Consider the following 16990-nt stretch of genomic DNA (forward strand, 5'->3'; position numbering starts at 1 on the left):
TTCGTGTCAGCAAAAAGCCCCCGGCTCGCGAGAACCGGGGGCATGTTCCTCGTTGCGGGCGAAGAGCCTTCAGCCCTTCGTCATGGTGATGTTGACGCCGCGGATCTCGCCCTTGGACGAGATCTGCACGGTCTGCTTGGTGCCGTTGGTGCGCAGCGACAGATTGGCGGCAAAGCCGTTGGCCTCGACGAAGACCTCGATCTGGCCTCCACCGGCGGTGCCCTGGAGGTTGCCGAAGATGTTGCGGCTGGACTCGCTCCAATTGCCGGAGATGCGGTCGCCCTGGCTCGTCACGTCGCTGGTGAGGTCGAACTTGTAGCTGTCGGAGGCGCAGTGCAGCGCCTGCTTCAGACTGAGGCCGCTGCCGGCGACCTTGTAATCCGCCTTGCAGCGGATGCGCTCGGTGGAGCCGTCGGACAACGACACCGTGCCGGTGCCGCTCCATGCGCCGTCGAAACCGGCGAACGGTCCGGACGACTGAGCATGGCTTGCCGTAACCGAAAAGAGCAGCGCCGCCCCGATGCCGGCCGCCGTGATTGCCAGTCCAGATCGCCCAAAGAATTTCATCGCAAATATCCCGTTTTGGAACGACGTTCGCTCACCATTGAGAACGTCTCGCCACATCGAAAGTTTAGTGCTCCGAGCAAGTCGCAGGTTCAACGCCCGGCGGCCAGAGACGGCGGTTCACGCAGCCCCGCCGTGCTCTAGGGCCGCGATTTGCCGTGTTTCGGCATGTTTGCGGCGACCAAGGGCGGGCGAAGAGATGCAGCGCGGCAACAGGTCTGCATTAAAACGCAACGCTTCCGAATTATGATGTAGTATCAAGCCCTTACATCTGCGATTGAAAATGCGGGGAAGACCTGTTCGGCGGGTGCGGCGCCAATTTGGCCGCATTTGCCAGTGCTTGTGCCTTCTCTGAGGCCGCTACAAGCGGCGACTTGCCATCAGAACAATCCGTTCCGGTCATCCGCCCTGTGCAGTCCGGGATCGGTGCGATTCTGCCGCCAGAATGAAGGAATACAATGCGTAATCTTCTCGTCGCTCTCACCCTGCTGTCGGCCTCCCTTTCGACAGCGGCGTTCGCCCAGCAAGGGCGAGGCACGGACGCCGAGCAGAAGGCCTGCACCCGCGATGTGCAGAAGTTCTGCCGTCCGGTCATCGACCAGGGCGATTTCACGATCCTGGCCTGCCTCAAGGAGAACCGGGCCAAGATCTCGCAGGCCTGCGACCAGGTCCTGAAGAACCACAATCAATAAACTCGGCCATTGGCCCCCAAGGCGGCCTCGGCCGCTTTTTCCGGGCGCGATCCGCGAAGGGGCGGCCGTCGACGGACAGGATTGGTTTTGCGGCCGTATTCCCCTATATGGGGGCCGCCGGCATGAGCCCGCGCGAGCGAAGAAGCCCTTCCTGTCCAACCGATTGTAAACCAGCCCCTCGATGACCTCTGCGAGCGAATTGCGATCCGGCAAGGGTGACCGCGACGAGAATTTTCCCGTCGCGTCCTGGATCATTCATCCGCGTCATCGCGCCCTGATCCTGGCCTATTACAATTTCGTCCGCACCGCCGACGACATCGCCGACCACGCCACGCTGCCCGCCGACCAGAAGCTCGCTTTTCTCGACCTGCTCGAGGCGGAACTGCTCGGCAAGGGCGACACCCAGCCTGAGGCCGTCAGCCTGCGCCGCGCCCTGGCCGAGCGCGGCATGCCGCCGCGCCACGCGCTCGACGTGCTGATCGCGTTCCGCATGGACGTGACCAAGCTGCGCTACGAGACCTGGGACGAGGTCATCCATTATTGCCGCTACTCGGCGATGCCAGTCGGCCGCTTCATGCTCGACGTTCATGGCGAGAGCACCTCGACCTGGGCCGCCTCGGACGCGCTCTGCGCAGGCTTGCAGATCAACAATCACCTGCAGGATTGCGGCAAGGATTTCCGCGAGCTCAACCGCGTCTATCTGCCGCGCGATGCGCTGGCAGCACACGGCGCCTCGGTCGAGCAGCTCGGCCTTGCGCAATCGCCGCCAGCGATGCTGGCCTGCCTGCAATCGCTCGCCGCGCGCAACGAGGCGCTGCTCGAGGAGGGCAGGTCGCTCGCTGCGGAAATCCGCGATTTCCGTCTCGGCGTCGACGTCTCCGTCATCCAGGCCTATGCCGACCGCATCGTGCGCCTGCTCAAGGTCCGCGACCCCCTGCGCGAGCGCGTGCATCTGAACAAGTTCGAGCTGCTCGCCTTCAGCCTCGCCGGGATGATCGGCGAAGTCGGCCGCCGTGCGGTCGGCCGCAAGGCCATTTCCAGACCGGGGACTGCCCATGACGCTTGAGGCGACCACGCCCGGCGCCAATTACGGCTCGACCGCATCCGGCAGCTCGTTCTATGCCGCGATGCGCATCCTGCCGCGTGACCAGCGCGACGCGATGTTCCAGATCTACAGCTTCTGCCGCCAGGTCGACGACATCGCCGATTCCGACGGCCCGCGCGAGGAGCGGCTCGCAGCACTTCAGGAATGGCGCAACGACATCGACGCGCTCTATCAGGGCCATCCCCCGCCGCGGCTGAAGGACTACGTCGCCTCGGTGAAGACGTTCGGGCTCAAGCGAGAGGATTTCCTCGCCATCGTCGACGGCATGGAGATGGACGTGCCGCAGGATATCCGCGCGCCCGACATGACGACGCTGGATCTGTATTGCGACCGCGTCGCCAGCGCCGTGGGGCGGCTGTCGGTGCGGGTGTTCGGCATGCCCGAGGAAGACGGCATTCTGCTCGCGCACCATCTCGGCCGCGCGCTTCAGCTCACCAACATCCTGCGCGACATCGACGAGGACGCCGGCCTCGGCCGGCTCTATTTGCCGCGCGAGGCGCTGCTGCATGCCGGCATCACCTCCAACGATCCGAACCGCGTGATCGCCGAGCGCGCGCTGCCGAAAGTCTGCCTGCCGCTGGCGCAGCGCGCCAAGGTGCATTTCGAGAAGTCGGACGAGATCATGAACCGCAACAGGCGCCGCGCCGTGCGCGCGCCGCGGATCATGTCGAAATACTATCATTCCATTCTGGACCTCCTGATCGCGCGTGGCTTCTCCGCGCCACGCGCGCCGGTACGTGTGTCGAAGATCACACGGATCCTGATCCTGCTCCGTTACGCTTTCATCTGATGCAAAACACAGCTCACATCATCGGTGCTGGAATTTCCGGCCTCTCCGCCGCCGTGCGGCTCGCCAATGCCGGCTTCAAGGTCGCCGTGCACGAGGCGACGCACCAGGCCGGCGGCCGCTGCCGGTCCTATTTCGACGGTGCGACCAATCTCACCATCGACAACGGCAATCATCTGCTGCTGTCGGGCAACAGCCATGCGCGTGCCTATGCGCGCGCGATCGGCACCGAGGCGGGCCTCGTCGGCCCGGAGCGCGCGCAATTTCCCTTCGTCGACATCAAGACCGGGCAGCGCTGGCAGATCGATCTCGGCGACGGCCGCTGGCCGACCTGGGTGCTCGACGAAGGCCGCCGCGTGCCTGACACCGGCCTTTCCGATTATCTCAAGCTGGCGCCGCTGATCTGGGCGTCGGAGGAGACGCTGGTCGGCAAGTCGATTCCGACCGAGGGCATCCTTTATCAGCGCCTGGTGCAGCCGCTGCTGCTCGCCGCGCTCAACGTCGATCCGCCTGAAGGCTCGGCCGGGCTTGCCGGCGCGATCGTGCGCGAAACGCTGCTTGCGGGCGGGCAGGCCTGTCGTCCCCTGATCGCGCGCGATGGCCTCAGCGCCGTGCTGATCGAGCCCGCCGTGACGTTTCTGCAGGAACGTGGCCACACCGTTCAGCTCGGCCATGAGCTGCGCTCGTTCGTCAGCACGGACGGCAAGGTGACCGCGCTGAATTTCGGCGGCGAGGATTTGATCCAGCTCGGCGCGGGCGATGTCGTCGTGATGGCGGTGCCGCCGCGCGCGGCCGCCGGCCTGTTGCCGGGGCTGAAGACGCCGACTGAATTCCGCGCCATCGTCAACGCGCATTTCCGCTTTGAGCCGCCGCCCGGCTCGGCGCCGATCCTCGGTGTGATCGGCGGCATTGTGGAATGGCTGTTCGCGTTCCCGAATCGGCTCTCGGTGACCATCAGCAACGGCAACCGGCTCGTCGACATGCCGCGCGAGGAACTCGCGCAGGCGATCTGGAACGACGTCTGCGAGGCGGGCGGTGTCTCCGGCGAGCTGCCTCCTTGGCAGATCGTGCGCGAGCGCCGCGCCACATTTGCGGCGACGCCGGCCCAGAATGCCCTGCGTCCGGGGCCGGTCACTGCGCTGAAAAACCTGTTCCTCGCCGGCGACTGGACTGCTACGGGATTGCCAGCAACCATCGAGGGATCGGTCCGGTCGGGTGACCGCGCCGCCGATCTGGTTCTGGCCGCCAAAGGATCCTGAAAGGCGGCCTGACGGGCAAATGTCCCGGTCAACTTTCAATCGACTATCGGAGCAATCGAGCGACATGGATTCCGTGACCGCGACCAGCCGCGAAGCTTTGGAATCGAGCATTGCGTCGGCGACCCAGGGCGTCCTCGGCTTCCAGCAATCCGACGGCCATTGGGTGTTCGAGCTCGAGGCCGACTGCACGATTCCGGCCGAGTACATCCTGCTGCGCCACTATCTCGCCGAGCCGGTCGACACCGTGCTCGAGGCCAAGATCGGCAACTACCTACGCCGCGTTCAAGGCGCTCATGGCGGCTGGCCGCTGGTGCATGACGGCGAGTTCGACATGAGCGCCAGCGTGAAGGCGTACTTCGCGCTGAAGATGATCGGCGACTCCATCGACGCGCCGCACATGATGCGCGCGCGCGAGGCGATCCACGCCCGCGGCGGCGCGATCAACAGCAACGTCTTCACCCGCTTCCTGCTCGCAACCTTCGGCGTCGTGACCTGGCGCGCGGTGCCGGTGCTGCCGATCGAGATCGTGCTGCTGCCGTTCTGGTCGCCGTTCCACCTCAACAAGATCTCCTACTGGGCGCGCACCACCATGGTGCCGCTGATGGTGATCGCCGCGCTGAAGCCGCGCGCGAGGAATCCGAAGGGCGTCGGCATCGACGAATTGTTCCTGCAGGACCCGCGCTCGATCGGCATGACCGCCAAGGCGCCGCATCAGAGCATGGCCTGGTTCCTGCTGTTCCGCTCGCTGGATGCGATCCTGCGCGTGATCGAGCCGCTGTTTCCGAAGAGCCTGCGCAAGCGCGCGATCGACGCCGCGCTCGCCTTCACCGAGGAGCGGCTCAACGGCGAGGACGGCATGGGCGCGATCTATCCGCCCATGGCCAACATCGTCATGATGTACGACGCGCTCGGCAAGGACGAGAACTTCCCGCCGCGCGCGATCACGCGCCGGGGCATCGACAAGCTGCTCGTGATCAAGGGCGACGAGGCCTATTGCCAGCCTTGCGTCTCGCCGGTGTGGGACACGACGCTGACCGCGCATGCGCTGCTGGAAGCCGGCGGCGACAAGGCGGTGCCGGCGGCCAAGCAAGGCCTCGACTGGCTGATCCCGAGGCAGGAGCTCGCGGTGAAGGGCGACTGGGCGGTGAAGCGGCCCGACGTCCGCCCGGGCGGCTGGGCCTTCCAGTACAACAATGCCCATTACCCCGATCTCGACGACACGGCCGTGGTCGTGATGTCGATGGACCGCATGCGCCGGGAGCACGGTGCGGCCGGCTATGACGACGCGATCGCCCGCGGCCGGGAGTGGATCGAGGGCATGCAGAGCGACGACGGCGGCTGGGCCGCCTTCGACGTCAACAACCTCGAATATTACCTGAACAACATCCCGTTCTCGGACCATGGCGCGCTGCTTGATCCGCCGACCGAGGACGTGACCGCGCGCTGCATCTCGATGCTGGCCCAACTCGGCGAGACCGAGAAGACCAGCAAGCACGTCGCCGCCGGCGTCGCGTACTTGCGGAAGACCCAGCACCCGGAGGGGTCCTGGTACGGCCGCTGGGGCATGAACTTCATCTATGGAACCTGGTCGGTGCTGTGCGCCCTCAACATGGCCGGCGTCGACCACAAGGACCCCATGATCCGCAAGGCCGCCGACTGGCTGGCCTCGATCCAGAACGACGACGGCGGCTGGGGCGAGGACGCCGTAAGCTACCGGCTCGACTACAAGGGCTGGGAGGCCGCCCCCTCGACCGCCTCGCAAACGGCATGGGCCTTGCTTGCCCTGATGGCGGCAGGCGAGGTTGATCACCCGGCCGTCGCCCGCGGGGTGGAGTACCTGATTGCAACACAGAACGAAAAAGGACTGTGGGAAGAGCAGCGGTACACCGCCACAGGCTTCCCCCGCGTGTTCTATCTACGTTATCATGGTTACCCAAAGTTCTTTCCGCTGTGGGCATTGGCGCGGTATCGGAACTTGCGGAACACCAACAGCAGGGTGGTAGGGGTCGGAATGTGACTTTGGGGACGGGGGACTTTGTTACCGCGGGTAATGCCATCGACCCGCGGCCGATACTGATCGTGACTGGACTGGTGCAGGAGGCCCGCATTGCGGCCGGGCCTGGCATGGCGGTCATTTGTTCATCCAGCAGCCCGACCCAGTTGCGGGCGCTTCTGACGGTGGTGGACCCAGAGACGATTCGCGGCGTGATCTCGTTCGGTGTGGCCGGCGGGCTCGATCCGAGCTTGCGCTCCGGCGACGTCGTGCTGGCGACAGAAGTGCTCTCCGGCGACGCCCGCTGGGCTGCCGGCTTGTCGCTCGGTGACGACCTGATCGAGCGCCTGACCTCCGGCCGTCGCCGCGTCGTGCGCGGCAGCCTCGCCGGGGCCGAGGAAGTGGTCACGAAGCGGTCCTGCAAGGCAGCGCTGCACTCCGAGACCGGGGCCGCCGCCGTCGACATGGAAAGCCACATCGCCGCCGCCTACGCCGCCGAGGCCGGGCTGCCTTTCGCCGCGGTCCGCGTCATCAGCGACCCCGCCCACCGCGCGCTGCCGGCGCTCGCCCGCGCCGCGATCAAGCCGAACGGCCAGATCGACCTCGCCGCCGTGCTGCGCGGCATCGTGCGCAATCCGGCGACGCTGCATGCCCTGGTCTCGACCGGCATCGACTTCAACCGCGCGCTGCGGTCACTGCGTGGCTGCCGCGATTATCTGATCGGGACGGAGCTGATCGAGAGCGAGGAGTTGGTGTCGAAGGCGGCGTGAGCGGGTTCTTCGAGTTGGCAAGACAAAACAGCCCGGTCGTCTGACCGGGCCTTTTGTTTTGAGCTGCCCGATCCCCGTCACGGGCGAGTGGCGTCCTTCCACTCAGCACGCAACGACAGCGATAGGCTCGCAGGAGCTCAACGCGGCTGGTCAAAATGCCCGTCGGGCAAAACAGCGCGGACCTCGTCAATCCCTTCCTGCAAAAATATTCCACTTTCCCGAATTTCGGATTTGTGGCATAGGACGCTCATCCCGGTCCTGCCAGAGGGGCGCTTCGCGATCGTCACGAGATGCGGGTCGGGGTGCGGTGGACGCGGCAGCGCCGGCGCGAAAGGCGATGACAGGGCGGGCATCCGTGAGTCATGCGCGACGCGTACGACACGGCGCCGTCAAAGCGGCCAGGCTGGATCTCTGGGGCGAGCACACGCGAGCCCCCGATGCTTCCTGAAGGGCCGTCCGCGGACGGAGAAGTCGTGTGGTCCCGACGCCCGGGGTTCTGGCGTCAAGTCTTGCGGTGATGCGGCGGCCCGACCGGGTGTGCACATCGATCAGCCGCGACGACGACGGGGGCAATAGTGCAACGCTCCCCGAGGAGAGCACGAAGGACACCGTTAAAACAACCGCGCAGGGAAGGCCGGCCGACCGGCAGCACCTGTGATCCACCCCGTGTGCGTTTTCTGATGCATGCGGACCGCGGGTGCCGCCGGCGCCCGGCCTTCCCTGCGCCCTCTGGTCTTCAAAGGGGCGCGAACGAGACGCATAGCCCGGGCGAACGCACCGCGGGAATGCGAAGGTGTGTCTGCGATGGACAGCCCGAATGGCAGGAGTAAGCTGCTGCCGCACTCTCCGTCATTGCGAGCGCAGCAAAGCAATCCAGACTGTCTCCGCGGAAAGATTCTGGATTGCTTCGCTTCGCTCGCAATGACGCTGGGACTGATGGCGTGCTCCCACGCTGCACGGATCCTGCGCAAAAGAAAAAAGCCCGGTCGCGGTCGCGACCGGGCTTCGTTCGTTCGTGCCAGCTCGTGTGCGTTTTACGCCGCCGTCGAAGCCTTCTGCGCGGCCTTCGCCTGCGCGGCGGCGGCTTCGTCCTTGCGGATCTCCGACAACTTCTTCTGGACTTGCTCGGAGAAGATGTACTGCGCCGGGCGCTGCTTGGAGAGGTCGATCTCCGGCGCCATCGGGCCACTGGTCCGCACGCCGCGCAGCGCCACCCACATCGCCTTCAGCGGGTTGTTGAGCGCTGCGGTCGCGGCCGTCGGCTCGTAGCCGCAATGGGCCATGCAGTCGGCACACTTCTCGTACTTGCCGGTGCCGTAGGAATCCCAGTCGGTGGTCTCCATCAGCTCCTTGAAGGTCTTCGCGTAGCCTTCACCGAGCAAATAGCAGGGCTTCTGCCAGCCGAAGATGTTGCGCGCGGGCATGCCCCATGGCGTGCACTCGTATTCCTGGTTGCCGGCGAGGAAGTCCAGGAACAGGCCGGAATGCATGAAATTCCACTTCTTGCCCTTGCCCATCGCAAAGACGTCGCGGAACAGCTTCTTGGTCTTGGTGCGGTTGAGGAAGTGCTCCTGGTCCGGGGCGCGCTCATAGGCGTAGCCCGGGGACATCGAGACGCCGACACCGAGCTCGGTGGTGAGGTCGAGGAATTTGGCGATCTCCTCGGCCGGATGGCCGTCGAAGATGGTGGCGTTGACGTTGACGGTGAAGCCGCGCGCCTTGGCCGCCTTGATCGCCGACACCGCGCGGTCGAACACGCCCTTCTGCGAGACCGCCTTGTCGTGGTGGTCACGCAGGCCGTCGAGATGCACCGAGAAGAACAGATAGGGCGAGGGCTCGAACAGATCGAGCTTCTTCTCCAGCAGCAGCGCGTTGGTGCAGAGCGAGACGAACTTCTTGCGCGCCACGAGGCCGCGCACGATCTCGCCGATCTCCTTGTGGATCAGCGGCTCGCCGCCGGGAATGGCGACCATCGGCGCGCCGCATTCATCGGCCGCGTCCCAGCACTCCTGCGCGGTCATGCGGCGGTTGAGGATCGCATCGGGATAATCGATCTTGCCGCAGCCGACGCAGGCGAGGTTGCAGCGGAACAGCGGCTCCAGCATCAGCACGAGCGGATAGCGCTTGCGGCCAAGCAGTTTCTGCTTGAGCAAATAGCCGCCGATACGCATTTCCTTGAAGAACGGGATAGCCATTACAGGTTTCTTTCTGGGCTTTTCAATTCGGGTGGGTCAGCTCGCGGCCAGTTGGGCCGGAAGCCGGAATTCGATGTTTTCCTCGCGGCCCGGCAACACCGAGACCTTCACCGGTCCGATCCGCCGCATCGCTTCAATCACGTCATCCACGAGTACCTCGGGCGCCGAAGCGCCGGCCGTGACGCCGACGGTCCTGGCATCCTTCAACCACTCCGGATTGAGCTCGCTGCCGTCGGCAATCAAATAACTCGCGACGCCGGCCTCAGTGCCGATTTCGCGGAGCCGGTTCGAGTTCGAGCTGTTGGCAGCGCCCACCACCAAGATCACGTCGACCAGCTTGCTCAAGTCCCTTACCGCAGATTGGCGGTTCTGTGTCGCATAGCAGATATCCCGGATATCCGGACCTTGAATGTCTGTAAAGCGGGCTTGAAGGGCCGCGATGATGTCCTTGGTGTCGTCGACCGACAGGGTGGTCTGGGTGATGTAGGCCACTGGCGTATCTGCCGGCAGGGTCAGTGCCTTAACCTCTTCAACGCTTTGAACAAGCTGCACCGGCCCCGGGACCTGGCCCATCGTGCCCTCGACCTCGGGGTGGCCGGCATGGCCGATCAGGATCAGGGTGCGGCCCTTGCCGATGTAGCGCTTCCCCTGATTGTGAACTTTCGTGACCAGCGGGCAGGTGGCATTGAGCACCGGAAGGTCGCGTGCGGCGGCCTCTTCCTCGACGCTGCGGGCGACGCCATGGGCGCTGAACACGGTCACCGCCTTCGGTGGCACCTCGGAGAGTTCCTCGACGAAGATGGCGCCTTTGTTCTTCAGGCTCTCGACGACGTATTTGTTGTGCACGATCTCATGGCGCACGTAGACGGGCGGGCCGTACTTCTCCAGCGCCCGTTCCACGATCTCGATTGCACGCACCACGCCCGCGCAGAAGCCGCGCGGTTGCGCCAGATAAAGTTCCATGGGACGCCCATCACGCAAGTTGCACCCATCCGCTCTCGTAAGTCCCCAAGCGGCACTCCGATACTGACCAATGAGTTGCAATATCCGCACCATTGGTTCGCGCCTGCGGTAACTACCCACCCCTGTGGGGGCTCCGCCGCATGGAGGCGCAGTACTTTGTGTCAAAAAATCGGCAGAATGGAAAGCTGGAACCGCGGGCGGAGGCTTCTGAGGTATTTTGGTAGGGTATGCGATGTGCTCGCTTGCGCGACATTCCTGCGTAGTCCTTCGTCACTTTCCCGCCTCAACTCCCCGGCTATACCGGCGGCCCGCATGATTTTGCCACGGTCTCCCGCCGTTTACCCTCGAACCTTCTGGCGGCGAGAACCACCCAAAACAGCAATAGGTTTCGCCCGGGAACTCCGATAAACAGCGGGCGTTTCCGGCAAGCTGTTAACCGCAGAAAGAAAAGAAGTGCTGCAAAGCGTCGTCGTTGCCATCGTCAGGGCCTGCACCCGGTTTGCCTCCCTCGTCGTCGTTCTCGGGCTCCTGCTGTCGGTGGGGGCGGGCTATTACGCTGCGCGCCACTTCGCCATCAACACCGACATCAACTCGCTGATTGCCCAGAATCTGGACTGGCGCCAGCGTGATCAGCAATTCGATCGCGCCTTCGACCGCGATGCGACGATCACGGCGGTGGTCGAGGCCAAGACCCCGGAAATGGCGAGCGCGGCGGCCGATGCGCTCTACGCCAAGCTGAAGGACGACAAGACCAACTTCCAGTCCATGCAGCAGCTCGGCAGCGGCGAATTCTTCGAGAAGAACGGCCTGTTGTTCCTGCCGACCGAGGAGGTCGGCAAGATCACCGGCCAGTTCGAATCCGCAGCGCCCCTGATCGAGATCATGGCCGGCGACCCCTCGATCCGCGGCCTCACCGGGGCGCTGGAGACGGGCCTTGCCGGCGTCAAGCGCGGCCAGGTCAAGCTCGACAACACCGAGCGGCCCTTCAACCTGATCGCGCAGACGGTCGAGACCGTGCTCAACAAGGGCAATGCCAGCTTCTCCTGGCGCGAGCTCGTCAGCGACGAGCCGCTCAAGGATTCGGACAAGCGTACCTTCATCGAGTTCAAGCCGATTCTCGACTACAACGCGCTGGAGCCGGGCAAGGATGCCACCGACGCGATCCGCAAGGCCGCTGCGGATCTGGATTTCACTGGCAAATACCAGGCGCGGGTGCGGCTGACCGGCCCCGTGCCGATCGCCAACGAGGAATACGCCACCGTTCAGGAGGGCGCGGTCGTCAACGGCGTCGGCACGATTCTCGTCGTGCTGGTCATCCTGTGGCTGGCGCTGCATTCGTCGAAGATCATCTTCGCGGTGTTCGTCAATCTGTTCGTCGGCCTTGCGATCACGACCGCGGCCGGCCTGATGATGGTCGGATCGTTCAATCTGCTGTCGATCGCCTTCGCGGTGCTGTTCGTCGGCTTGGGGGTCGATTTCGGCATCCAGTACAGCGTCCGCTACCGCTCGGAGCGCTACAAGCACGACGATCTCGCCGGTGCGCTGGTGCTGGCGGCCAAGCGCTCGGCGGTGCCGCTGTCGCTGGCGGCGATGGCGACGGCTGCCGGTTTCCTCTGCTTCATGCCGACCGACTACAAGGGCATCGCCGAGCTCGGCCAGATCGCCGGCGTCGGCATGCTGGTGGCGTTCATCTCGTCGATTACCGTTCTGCCAGCCATGCTGAAGCTGCTGAACCCGCCGGGCGAGCCGGAGCCAGTCGGCTACGCCTTCCTCGCGCCGCTCGACCATTTCCTGGAGAAGCATCGGGTGCTGATCGTCGGCGGCACGCTGCTGCTCGCGCTCGGCGGCCTGCCGCTGCTCTACTTCATGAAGTTCGACTTCAACCCGATGAACCTGCGCAATCCGCACGCCGAGTCGATCGCCACCTTCCTCGATTTGCGCAAGGATCCGAACACCGGCGCCAATGCCGTCAACGTGATGACGACGTCGGAAGAGCAGGCGAGCCAGGTCGAGGCGAAGCTGGAGAAGGTGCCCGAGGTGCTCAGGGTGATGTCGCTCGACAGCTTCGTGCCGCAGGACCAGCCGCCGAAGCTGAAGCTGCTCGCGCAGGGCGCGCCAAAGTGCTGAATCCCGCGCTCAACCCCGATCAGATCGACGCCGCGCCGACGGACCAGGAGAATGTCGAAGCGCTGAAATCCTCGGTCGACAATCTGCGCCGGACGGCGGGCGACGCGAAGGGCCCGGGCGCTGTCGCCTCGCGCCGTCTTGCCAACGCGCTCGAAAAGCTCGCCAATGGCGACGAGGCAACGCGCAACAAGGCGCAGGACGTGTTCGTCGCGCCATTGAAGATCGTGTTCGACCAGCTCAGGAACGCGATGCAGGCAGGTCCCGTCACCCTAAGCTCGCTGCCGCCCGATCTCGTCAGCGCCTGGAAGAGCAAGGACGGTGTCATCCGCGTCGAGGCGCTGCCCAAGGGTGATCCCAACGACAACGATACGCTGCGCAAATTCGCAGCGGCGGTGCTCCAGGCCGAGCCGACTGCGATCGGCGGGCCGGTCTCGATCCTGAAATCCGGCGACACCGTGGTGAAGGCGTTCATCCACGCCGGCATCTATGCGCTGCTGGTGATCGGGCTCCTGCTGTGGATCACGCTCCGCCGCTTCGTCGACGTGCTGATGACGCTGGTGCCGCTTCTGGTTGCCGGTGCGGTGACGCTCGAGATCTGCGTGTTGATCGGCCTGCCGCTGAACTTCGCCAACATCGTCGCGTTTCCGCTGCTGCTCGGCGTCGGCGTCGCCTTCAAGATCTATTATGTCGTGGCCTGGCGCTCGGGCAGGACGAACCTGCTCCAGACCAGCCTGACGCGCGCGATCTTTTTCAGTGCGCTGACGACGGCGACCGCGTTCGGCAGCCTGTGGCTGTCGAGCCATCCCGGCACGTCCAGCATGGGCAAGCTGCTGGCCCTCTCGCTGGTGACGACGCTCGCCGCCGTGCTGCTGTTCCAGCCGGCCCTAATGGGCAAACCCCGCAATCTCAGGGAGTAGGCAGATGTCGCCGACGGGGTCGGCGGTGCCCTTCTGACCGGGCTTGGCTGCGCCGGCGGCCTTGGGAGCTGCGGGCGCAGGCGTGGTGGTGCCGCCCGTGGCTTGGGCTGCCTGGGCCCCTTGCCCCGCTTGCGGCTTCGGCGCAGTGCCGCTGGATTTCGCCGCGCCCTTGGCCATGGCGTTGGCAGGGCTGGAAGGGATCGGCGGGCCGACCCGGGTCCAGGTTTCGCCGCCGCAGAGGAAGCCCATGACGCAGCCCTTGATCTCGAGCTGGTCGGGGCCGGCCGGCGTGATCGTCGCGCTGTAGAGCTGACCGTCCTTGGCGTTGTAGACCTGCCCTTCCCACTGATCGACGCCGGGCTTCTTCTTCATGTCGATCAGGGTTGCCATGCCGAGCGTCGGCCTGTTCTTTTTCGAGGCATCCGGATTGTTCTCGTCGCGCCCGCCGGGCTGCTTTTCCCAGGAAACCGCGCCCCACATGCTGCCGTAGCATTGGGCGACGCGAATGTTGGCAACGCCGTCGGCGACCCGCCAGTCGCCGGTCGGATCCGCGCCGAGCGCGGGCGTCAGGCCGGCGTAACCGCCAGCCAGTATTAGTCCGGTGTAAAGGGCCAAACGCATGTGTGTTCCTTGGCAGTGCAACATGGTCTAAAGCTGTGCTTGCGAAGATGGTCCGAAAAAGGGCAAAAGGCCGCACAGACCGTTTTCAGTAACGGTCCGTTTTCAGTTGACGAGACGGCCCTCAACCGAAGTATGTAGCGGATGCACAGCCCAAATCCAGACATGTCTCAGCTATTCGCGGACCGTCAGGCCCAGCGCAGCACCCTGCATAACCGGTATCTGAACGAGCAGTTCGTTCGGGTGCTCAAGACCATCGGCTACGATGTCGGCTTCCAGAAGGGGCAGGGGCAGTACCTCTACGACCGCGACGGCGCGCGCTATCTCGACCTGTTGTCCGGCTTTGGCGTGTTTGCGATCGGGCGCAATCATCCCGTCATGCGCGAGGCGCTCAAGAGCGTGCTCGATGCCGACCTGCCCAACCTCGTCCAATTCGACGTTTCGACGCTCGCCGGTGTGCTGGCCGAGCGCCTCCTGAAATACGTTCCCTATCTCGACAAGGCGTTCTTCGCCAATTCCGGCGCGGAATGCGTCGAGGCTGCGATCAAGTTCGCGCGCGGCGCGACGGGGCGTCCCGGCATCGTCTATTGCGCGCACGGCTATCACGGGTTGACGTACGGCGCGCTGTCGCTGACCGGCGACGCCAATTTCCGCACCGGCTTCGAGCCGCTGCTGCCGGGCTGCACCCCGATCCCGTTCAACGACCTGGCCGCGCTGGAAAAGGCGCTGGCCTCGCGCGAGGTCGCCGCCTTCGTCGTCGAGCCGATCCAGGGCAAGGGCGTCAACATGCCCACCGACGAGTTCCTGCCCGGGGCGGCCGCGCTCTGCAGGAAATACGGCACGCTGTTCGTCGCCGACGAGATCCAGACCGGCATGGGCCGTACCGGCCGCTTCCTCGCGGTCGAGCACTGGAACGTCGAGCCCGACATGGTGCTGCTGTCGAAGTCGCTGTCGGGCGGCCACGTGCCGGTCGGCGCCGTGCTGACGCGCAAGAGCATCTTCGACAAGATCTTCAACCAGATGGACCGCGCGGTGGTGCACGGCTCCACCTTCTCCAAGAACGACCTCGCGATGGCCGCGGGCATCGCCACGCTCGACGTCATGGAATCGGAGAAGCTGATCGATGCGGCCGCCAAGCGCGGCGCCGAGCTGCGCCTCGCGCTGACGCGCATGGTGCCGGGCTACGAGCTGCTCAAGGAAGTCCGCGGCAAGGGCCTGATGATCGGCATCGAGTTCGGCCCGCCGAAATCGCTGCGCCTGCGGGCCTCCTGGAACGTGCTGGAGACCGCCAACAAGGGCCTGTTCTGCCAGCTCATCACCGTGCCGCTGTTCAAGGATCACAAGATCCTGACGCAAGTCGCCGGCCACGGCAGCCACACCATCAAGCTGCTGCCGCCGCTCACCATCACCGAGGAAGACTGCACCTGGATCGAGCGCGCCTTCGACGACGTCATCGCCGGCAGCCACAAGGTCCCCGGCGCGATCTGGTCGCTCGGCAAGACGCTGGTGGACAACGCGGTGCGAAGGTCGGCCTGATTTTGGCCGAGCCATCTCGGCATTCGTCTTTGCGAGCGAAGCGAAGCAATCCAGTATCCCTCCGCGGATGCGGTCTGGATTGCTTCGCTACGCTCGCAATGACGGCGGAGACCGTTACCCCTCCACGTTCGCCTTCATTGCCGCCTCGAACTTGTCGACGAATTCGGCAAGTTCGTCGGCGCCGAGATCGCTGACGGCCCAGAAGTTCAGGCCGCGGCCGCCCCAGCGGCGGCAGTTGAAGCCCTGCATGGTCTGGGTCTTCGGCGGCCGATGCTCGGTGCTCGAAGTTTGCGACACGAACAGATTGATCACGTGTTGCCGGCGCCGGTAGACCACGGCGCCGATGGCGCGGGCGTCGATATAGTCGAGCCGGCCGCCGACCAGCGTAAAACCTTGCGCGGTGAGGTCGATCACCGGTGGTGCGACGTCGAGCTTGCCGTTGAACCAGGGCTTGACGGTGTGCTGGTCGGTCGAGACCACATCGGTGAGATGGCCGGCCTGGAGCGAGCGCAGATGCGCGGAGACGACCTCAGACAGAATCCGCTGCTGGTCATCCTGGCGCAGCACCACCGCGACGATTCCGGTGGCGGCGAGCGCGGAGACGGCCGAGCCCATCGCAAATCCGCGCAGCACGGCGCGGCGGCTCGGCTGCTGGCGCTGCGGCTCAGGCAACGAGGCTTCGATGCGAGCGCGCAGGCTTGCCGGCGCGGTGTAGCGCAAATTGGTACCTGCGAGCACGCGCTGCATCTCGCGCTGCGCCGCGAACTCCGCGGCGCAGGCCGGGCAGCTCGCGATATGGGCCTCGACCTCGCGCGCGTGGCCGGCATCGAGCTCGCCATCGAGCAGCGCGTGAAGCAGGATCCTTGCTTCGTCGCAGGTCATTTCGCTTGCTCCTCTTCCGTCCAGGCCGCGCGCAGCATGGCGCGGGCGCGGGCGAGGCGGGACATCACGGTGCCGACGGGGACGCCGACGGCCTCGGCGATTTCACGGTAGGACAGGTTGTTGATCTCGCGCAGCACGAAGGTTTCCTTGAACGGCTCGGCGAGCGCGTCGATCAGCTTGCGGATGGCGCCGGCATCGCGGCTGCGCAGCACTTCGGTCTCGGGACTCGCCTCGGTCTCCCGCCAGAGCGGCGTCTGCTCGGCGGCACCTAGCGTATCCTCGATCGCGCTGCGCCGGTTCGCGCGACGCACATATTCGGCGTTGCAGACGTTGCGCAGGATCGCGAACAGCCAGGGCTTCATCGCAGGCCCCCGGTAGCTGTCGAAATGCTTCAGCGCGCGCAGATAGCACTCCTGCACCGCGTCCTCGGCGTCAGAGGCATCGCGCAGCAGGTAGCGTGCGAGCGTGTAGACGTCGTCGAGATAGGGCAGCGCTGCCTCGCGGAAGCGCTGTGCCTTCTGCACATCGTCGGTGGCGGGCATCGCTCCTCGCTTTGCCTCTGGTTCTTCTTTTGCCTTGACC

At 65.2% G+C, this 16990-nt stretch carries 13 protein-coding genes and 1 pseudogene; 8 read left to right on the forward strand and 6 right to left on the reverse strand.

Annotated elements, in window-relative coordinates:
• Positions 1-69: 69 nt before the first annotated feature.
• Positions 70-567 carry a hypothetical protein gene (locus AB7M16_RS31895; RefSeq protein ID WP_172784123.1) on the reverse strand — a complete coding sequence of 166 codons (498 nt, stop codon included), beginning with the start codon at positions 565-567 and terminating at the stop codon, positions 70-72.
• A gap of 455 nt (positions 568-1022) precedes the next feature.
• On the opposite strand from AB7M16_RS31895, the gene AB7M16_RS31900 reads away from it, so the two are divergent.
• From AB7M16_RS31900 to AB7M16_RS31925, 6 genes are all read left to right on the forward strand, one after another.
• Entirely contained in the window at positions 1023-1256 is a 234-nt protein-coding gene (locus tag AB7M16_RS31900; protein WP_025035011.1) for a hypothetical protein, read from the forward strand.
• 181 nt (positions 1257-1437) lie between these two features.
• On the forward strand, positions 1438-2322 hold the full coding sequence (gene hpnC / locus AB7M16_RS31905) for a squalene synthase HpnC (protein ID WP_172784124.1): 885 nt from the start codon (positions 1438-1440) through the stop codon (positions 2320-2322).
• Positions 2312-3151, forward strand: a complete 840-nt coding sequence (gene hpnD / locus AB7M16_RS31910) for a presqualene diphosphate synthase HpnD (RefSeq protein WP_212259707.1) — start codon at positions 2312-2314, stop codon at positions 3149-3151. Before hpnC ends, hpnD begins: the two co-directional genes overlap by 11 nt.
• Positions 3151-4407, forward strand: coding sequence for a hydroxysqualene dehydroxylase HpnE (hpnE, locus tag AB7M16_RS31915; RefSeq protein WP_453946394.1), 1257 nt, complete (start codon positions 3151-3153; stop codon positions 4405-4407). Before hpnD ends, hpnE begins: the two co-directional genes overlap by 1 nt.
• 64 nt (positions 4408-4471) lie before the next feature.
• Complete coding sequence (gene shc / locus AB7M16_RS31920; RefSeq protein ID WP_453946395.1) at positions 4472-6424, forward strand: squalene--hopene cyclase; 1953 nt, start codon at positions 4472-4474, stop codon at positions 6422-6424.
• Positions 6421-7170 (forward strand): phosphorylase, encoded by a 750-nt coding sequence (locus tag AB7M16_RS31925; protein WP_212259700.1) that lies wholly within the window; start codon positions 6421-6423, stop codon positions 7168-7170. The genes shc and AB7M16_RS31925 overlap by 4 nt, the downstream gene beginning before the upstream one ends.
• A gap of 1034 nt (positions 7171-8204) precedes the next feature.
• On the opposite strand, the gene hpnH is transcribed toward AB7M16_RS31925, so the two are convergent.
• Both hpnH and ispH read right to left on the reverse strand, forming a co-directional pair.
• Entirely contained in the window at positions 8205-9365 is a 1161-nt protein-coding gene (hpnH, locus tag AB7M16_RS31930; protein WP_036006086.1) for an adenosyl-hopene transferase HpnH, read from the reverse strand.
• Positions 9366-9401: 36 nt separating this feature from the next.
• The gene (ispH, locus tag AB7M16_RS31935; RefSeq protein ID WP_172784129.1) at positions 9402-10328 is read right to left on the reverse strand and encodes a 4-hydroxy-3-methylbut-2-enyl diphosphate reductase; all 927 of its coding nucleotides are present in this window, start codon (positions 10326-10328) and stop codon (positions 9402-9404) included.
• A 453-nt stretch (positions 10329-10781) separates the two neighbouring features.
• Between ispH and hpnN the strand changes: the two are divergent.
• Positions 10782-13372, forward strand: a pseudogene (gene hpnN, locus AB7M16_RS31940) (hopanoid transporter HpnN).
• Here the strand turns inward: hpnN and AB7M16_RS31945 are convergent.
• On the reverse strand, positions 13340-13993 hold the full coding sequence (locus AB7M16_RS31945) for a DUF2147 domain-containing protein (protein ID WP_172784131.1): 654 nt from the start codon (positions 13991-13993) through the stop codon (positions 13340-13342). The pseudogene hpnN and the gene AB7M16_RS31945 sit on opposite strands and share 33 nt — an antisense overlap.
• Positions 13994-14134: 141 nt before the next feature.
• Between AB7M16_RS31945 and hpnO the strand changes: the two genes are divergently transcribed.
• Positions 14135-15526, forward strand: coding sequence for an aminobacteriohopanetriol synthase HpnO (gene hpnO, locus AB7M16_RS31950; protein ID WP_453946396.1), 1392 nt, complete (start codon positions 14135-14137; stop codon positions 15524-15526).
• Positions 15527-15640: 114 nt separating this feature from the next.
• Here hpnO and AB7M16_RS31955 read toward each other — a convergent pair whose 3' ends face one another.
• Both AB7M16_RS31955 and AB7M16_RS31960 read right to left on the reverse strand, forming a co-directional pair.
• On the reverse strand, positions 15641-16408 hold the full coding sequence (locus AB7M16_RS31955) for a zf-HC2 domain-containing protein (RefSeq protein WP_439363767.1): 768 nt from the start codon (positions 16406-16408) through the stop codon (positions 15641-15643).
• Positions 16405-16950, reverse strand: a complete 546-nt coding sequence (locus tag AB7M16_RS31960; protein ID WP_453946398.1) for a sigma-70 family RNA polymerase sigma factor — start codon at positions 16948-16950, stop codon at positions 16405-16407. Before AB7M16_RS31960 ends, AB7M16_RS31955 begins: the two co-directional genes overlap by 4 nt.
• Positions 16951-16990: the final 40 nt, after the last annotated feature.

It is taken from the genome of Bradyrhizobium sp. USDA 372, assembly GCF_053629095.1.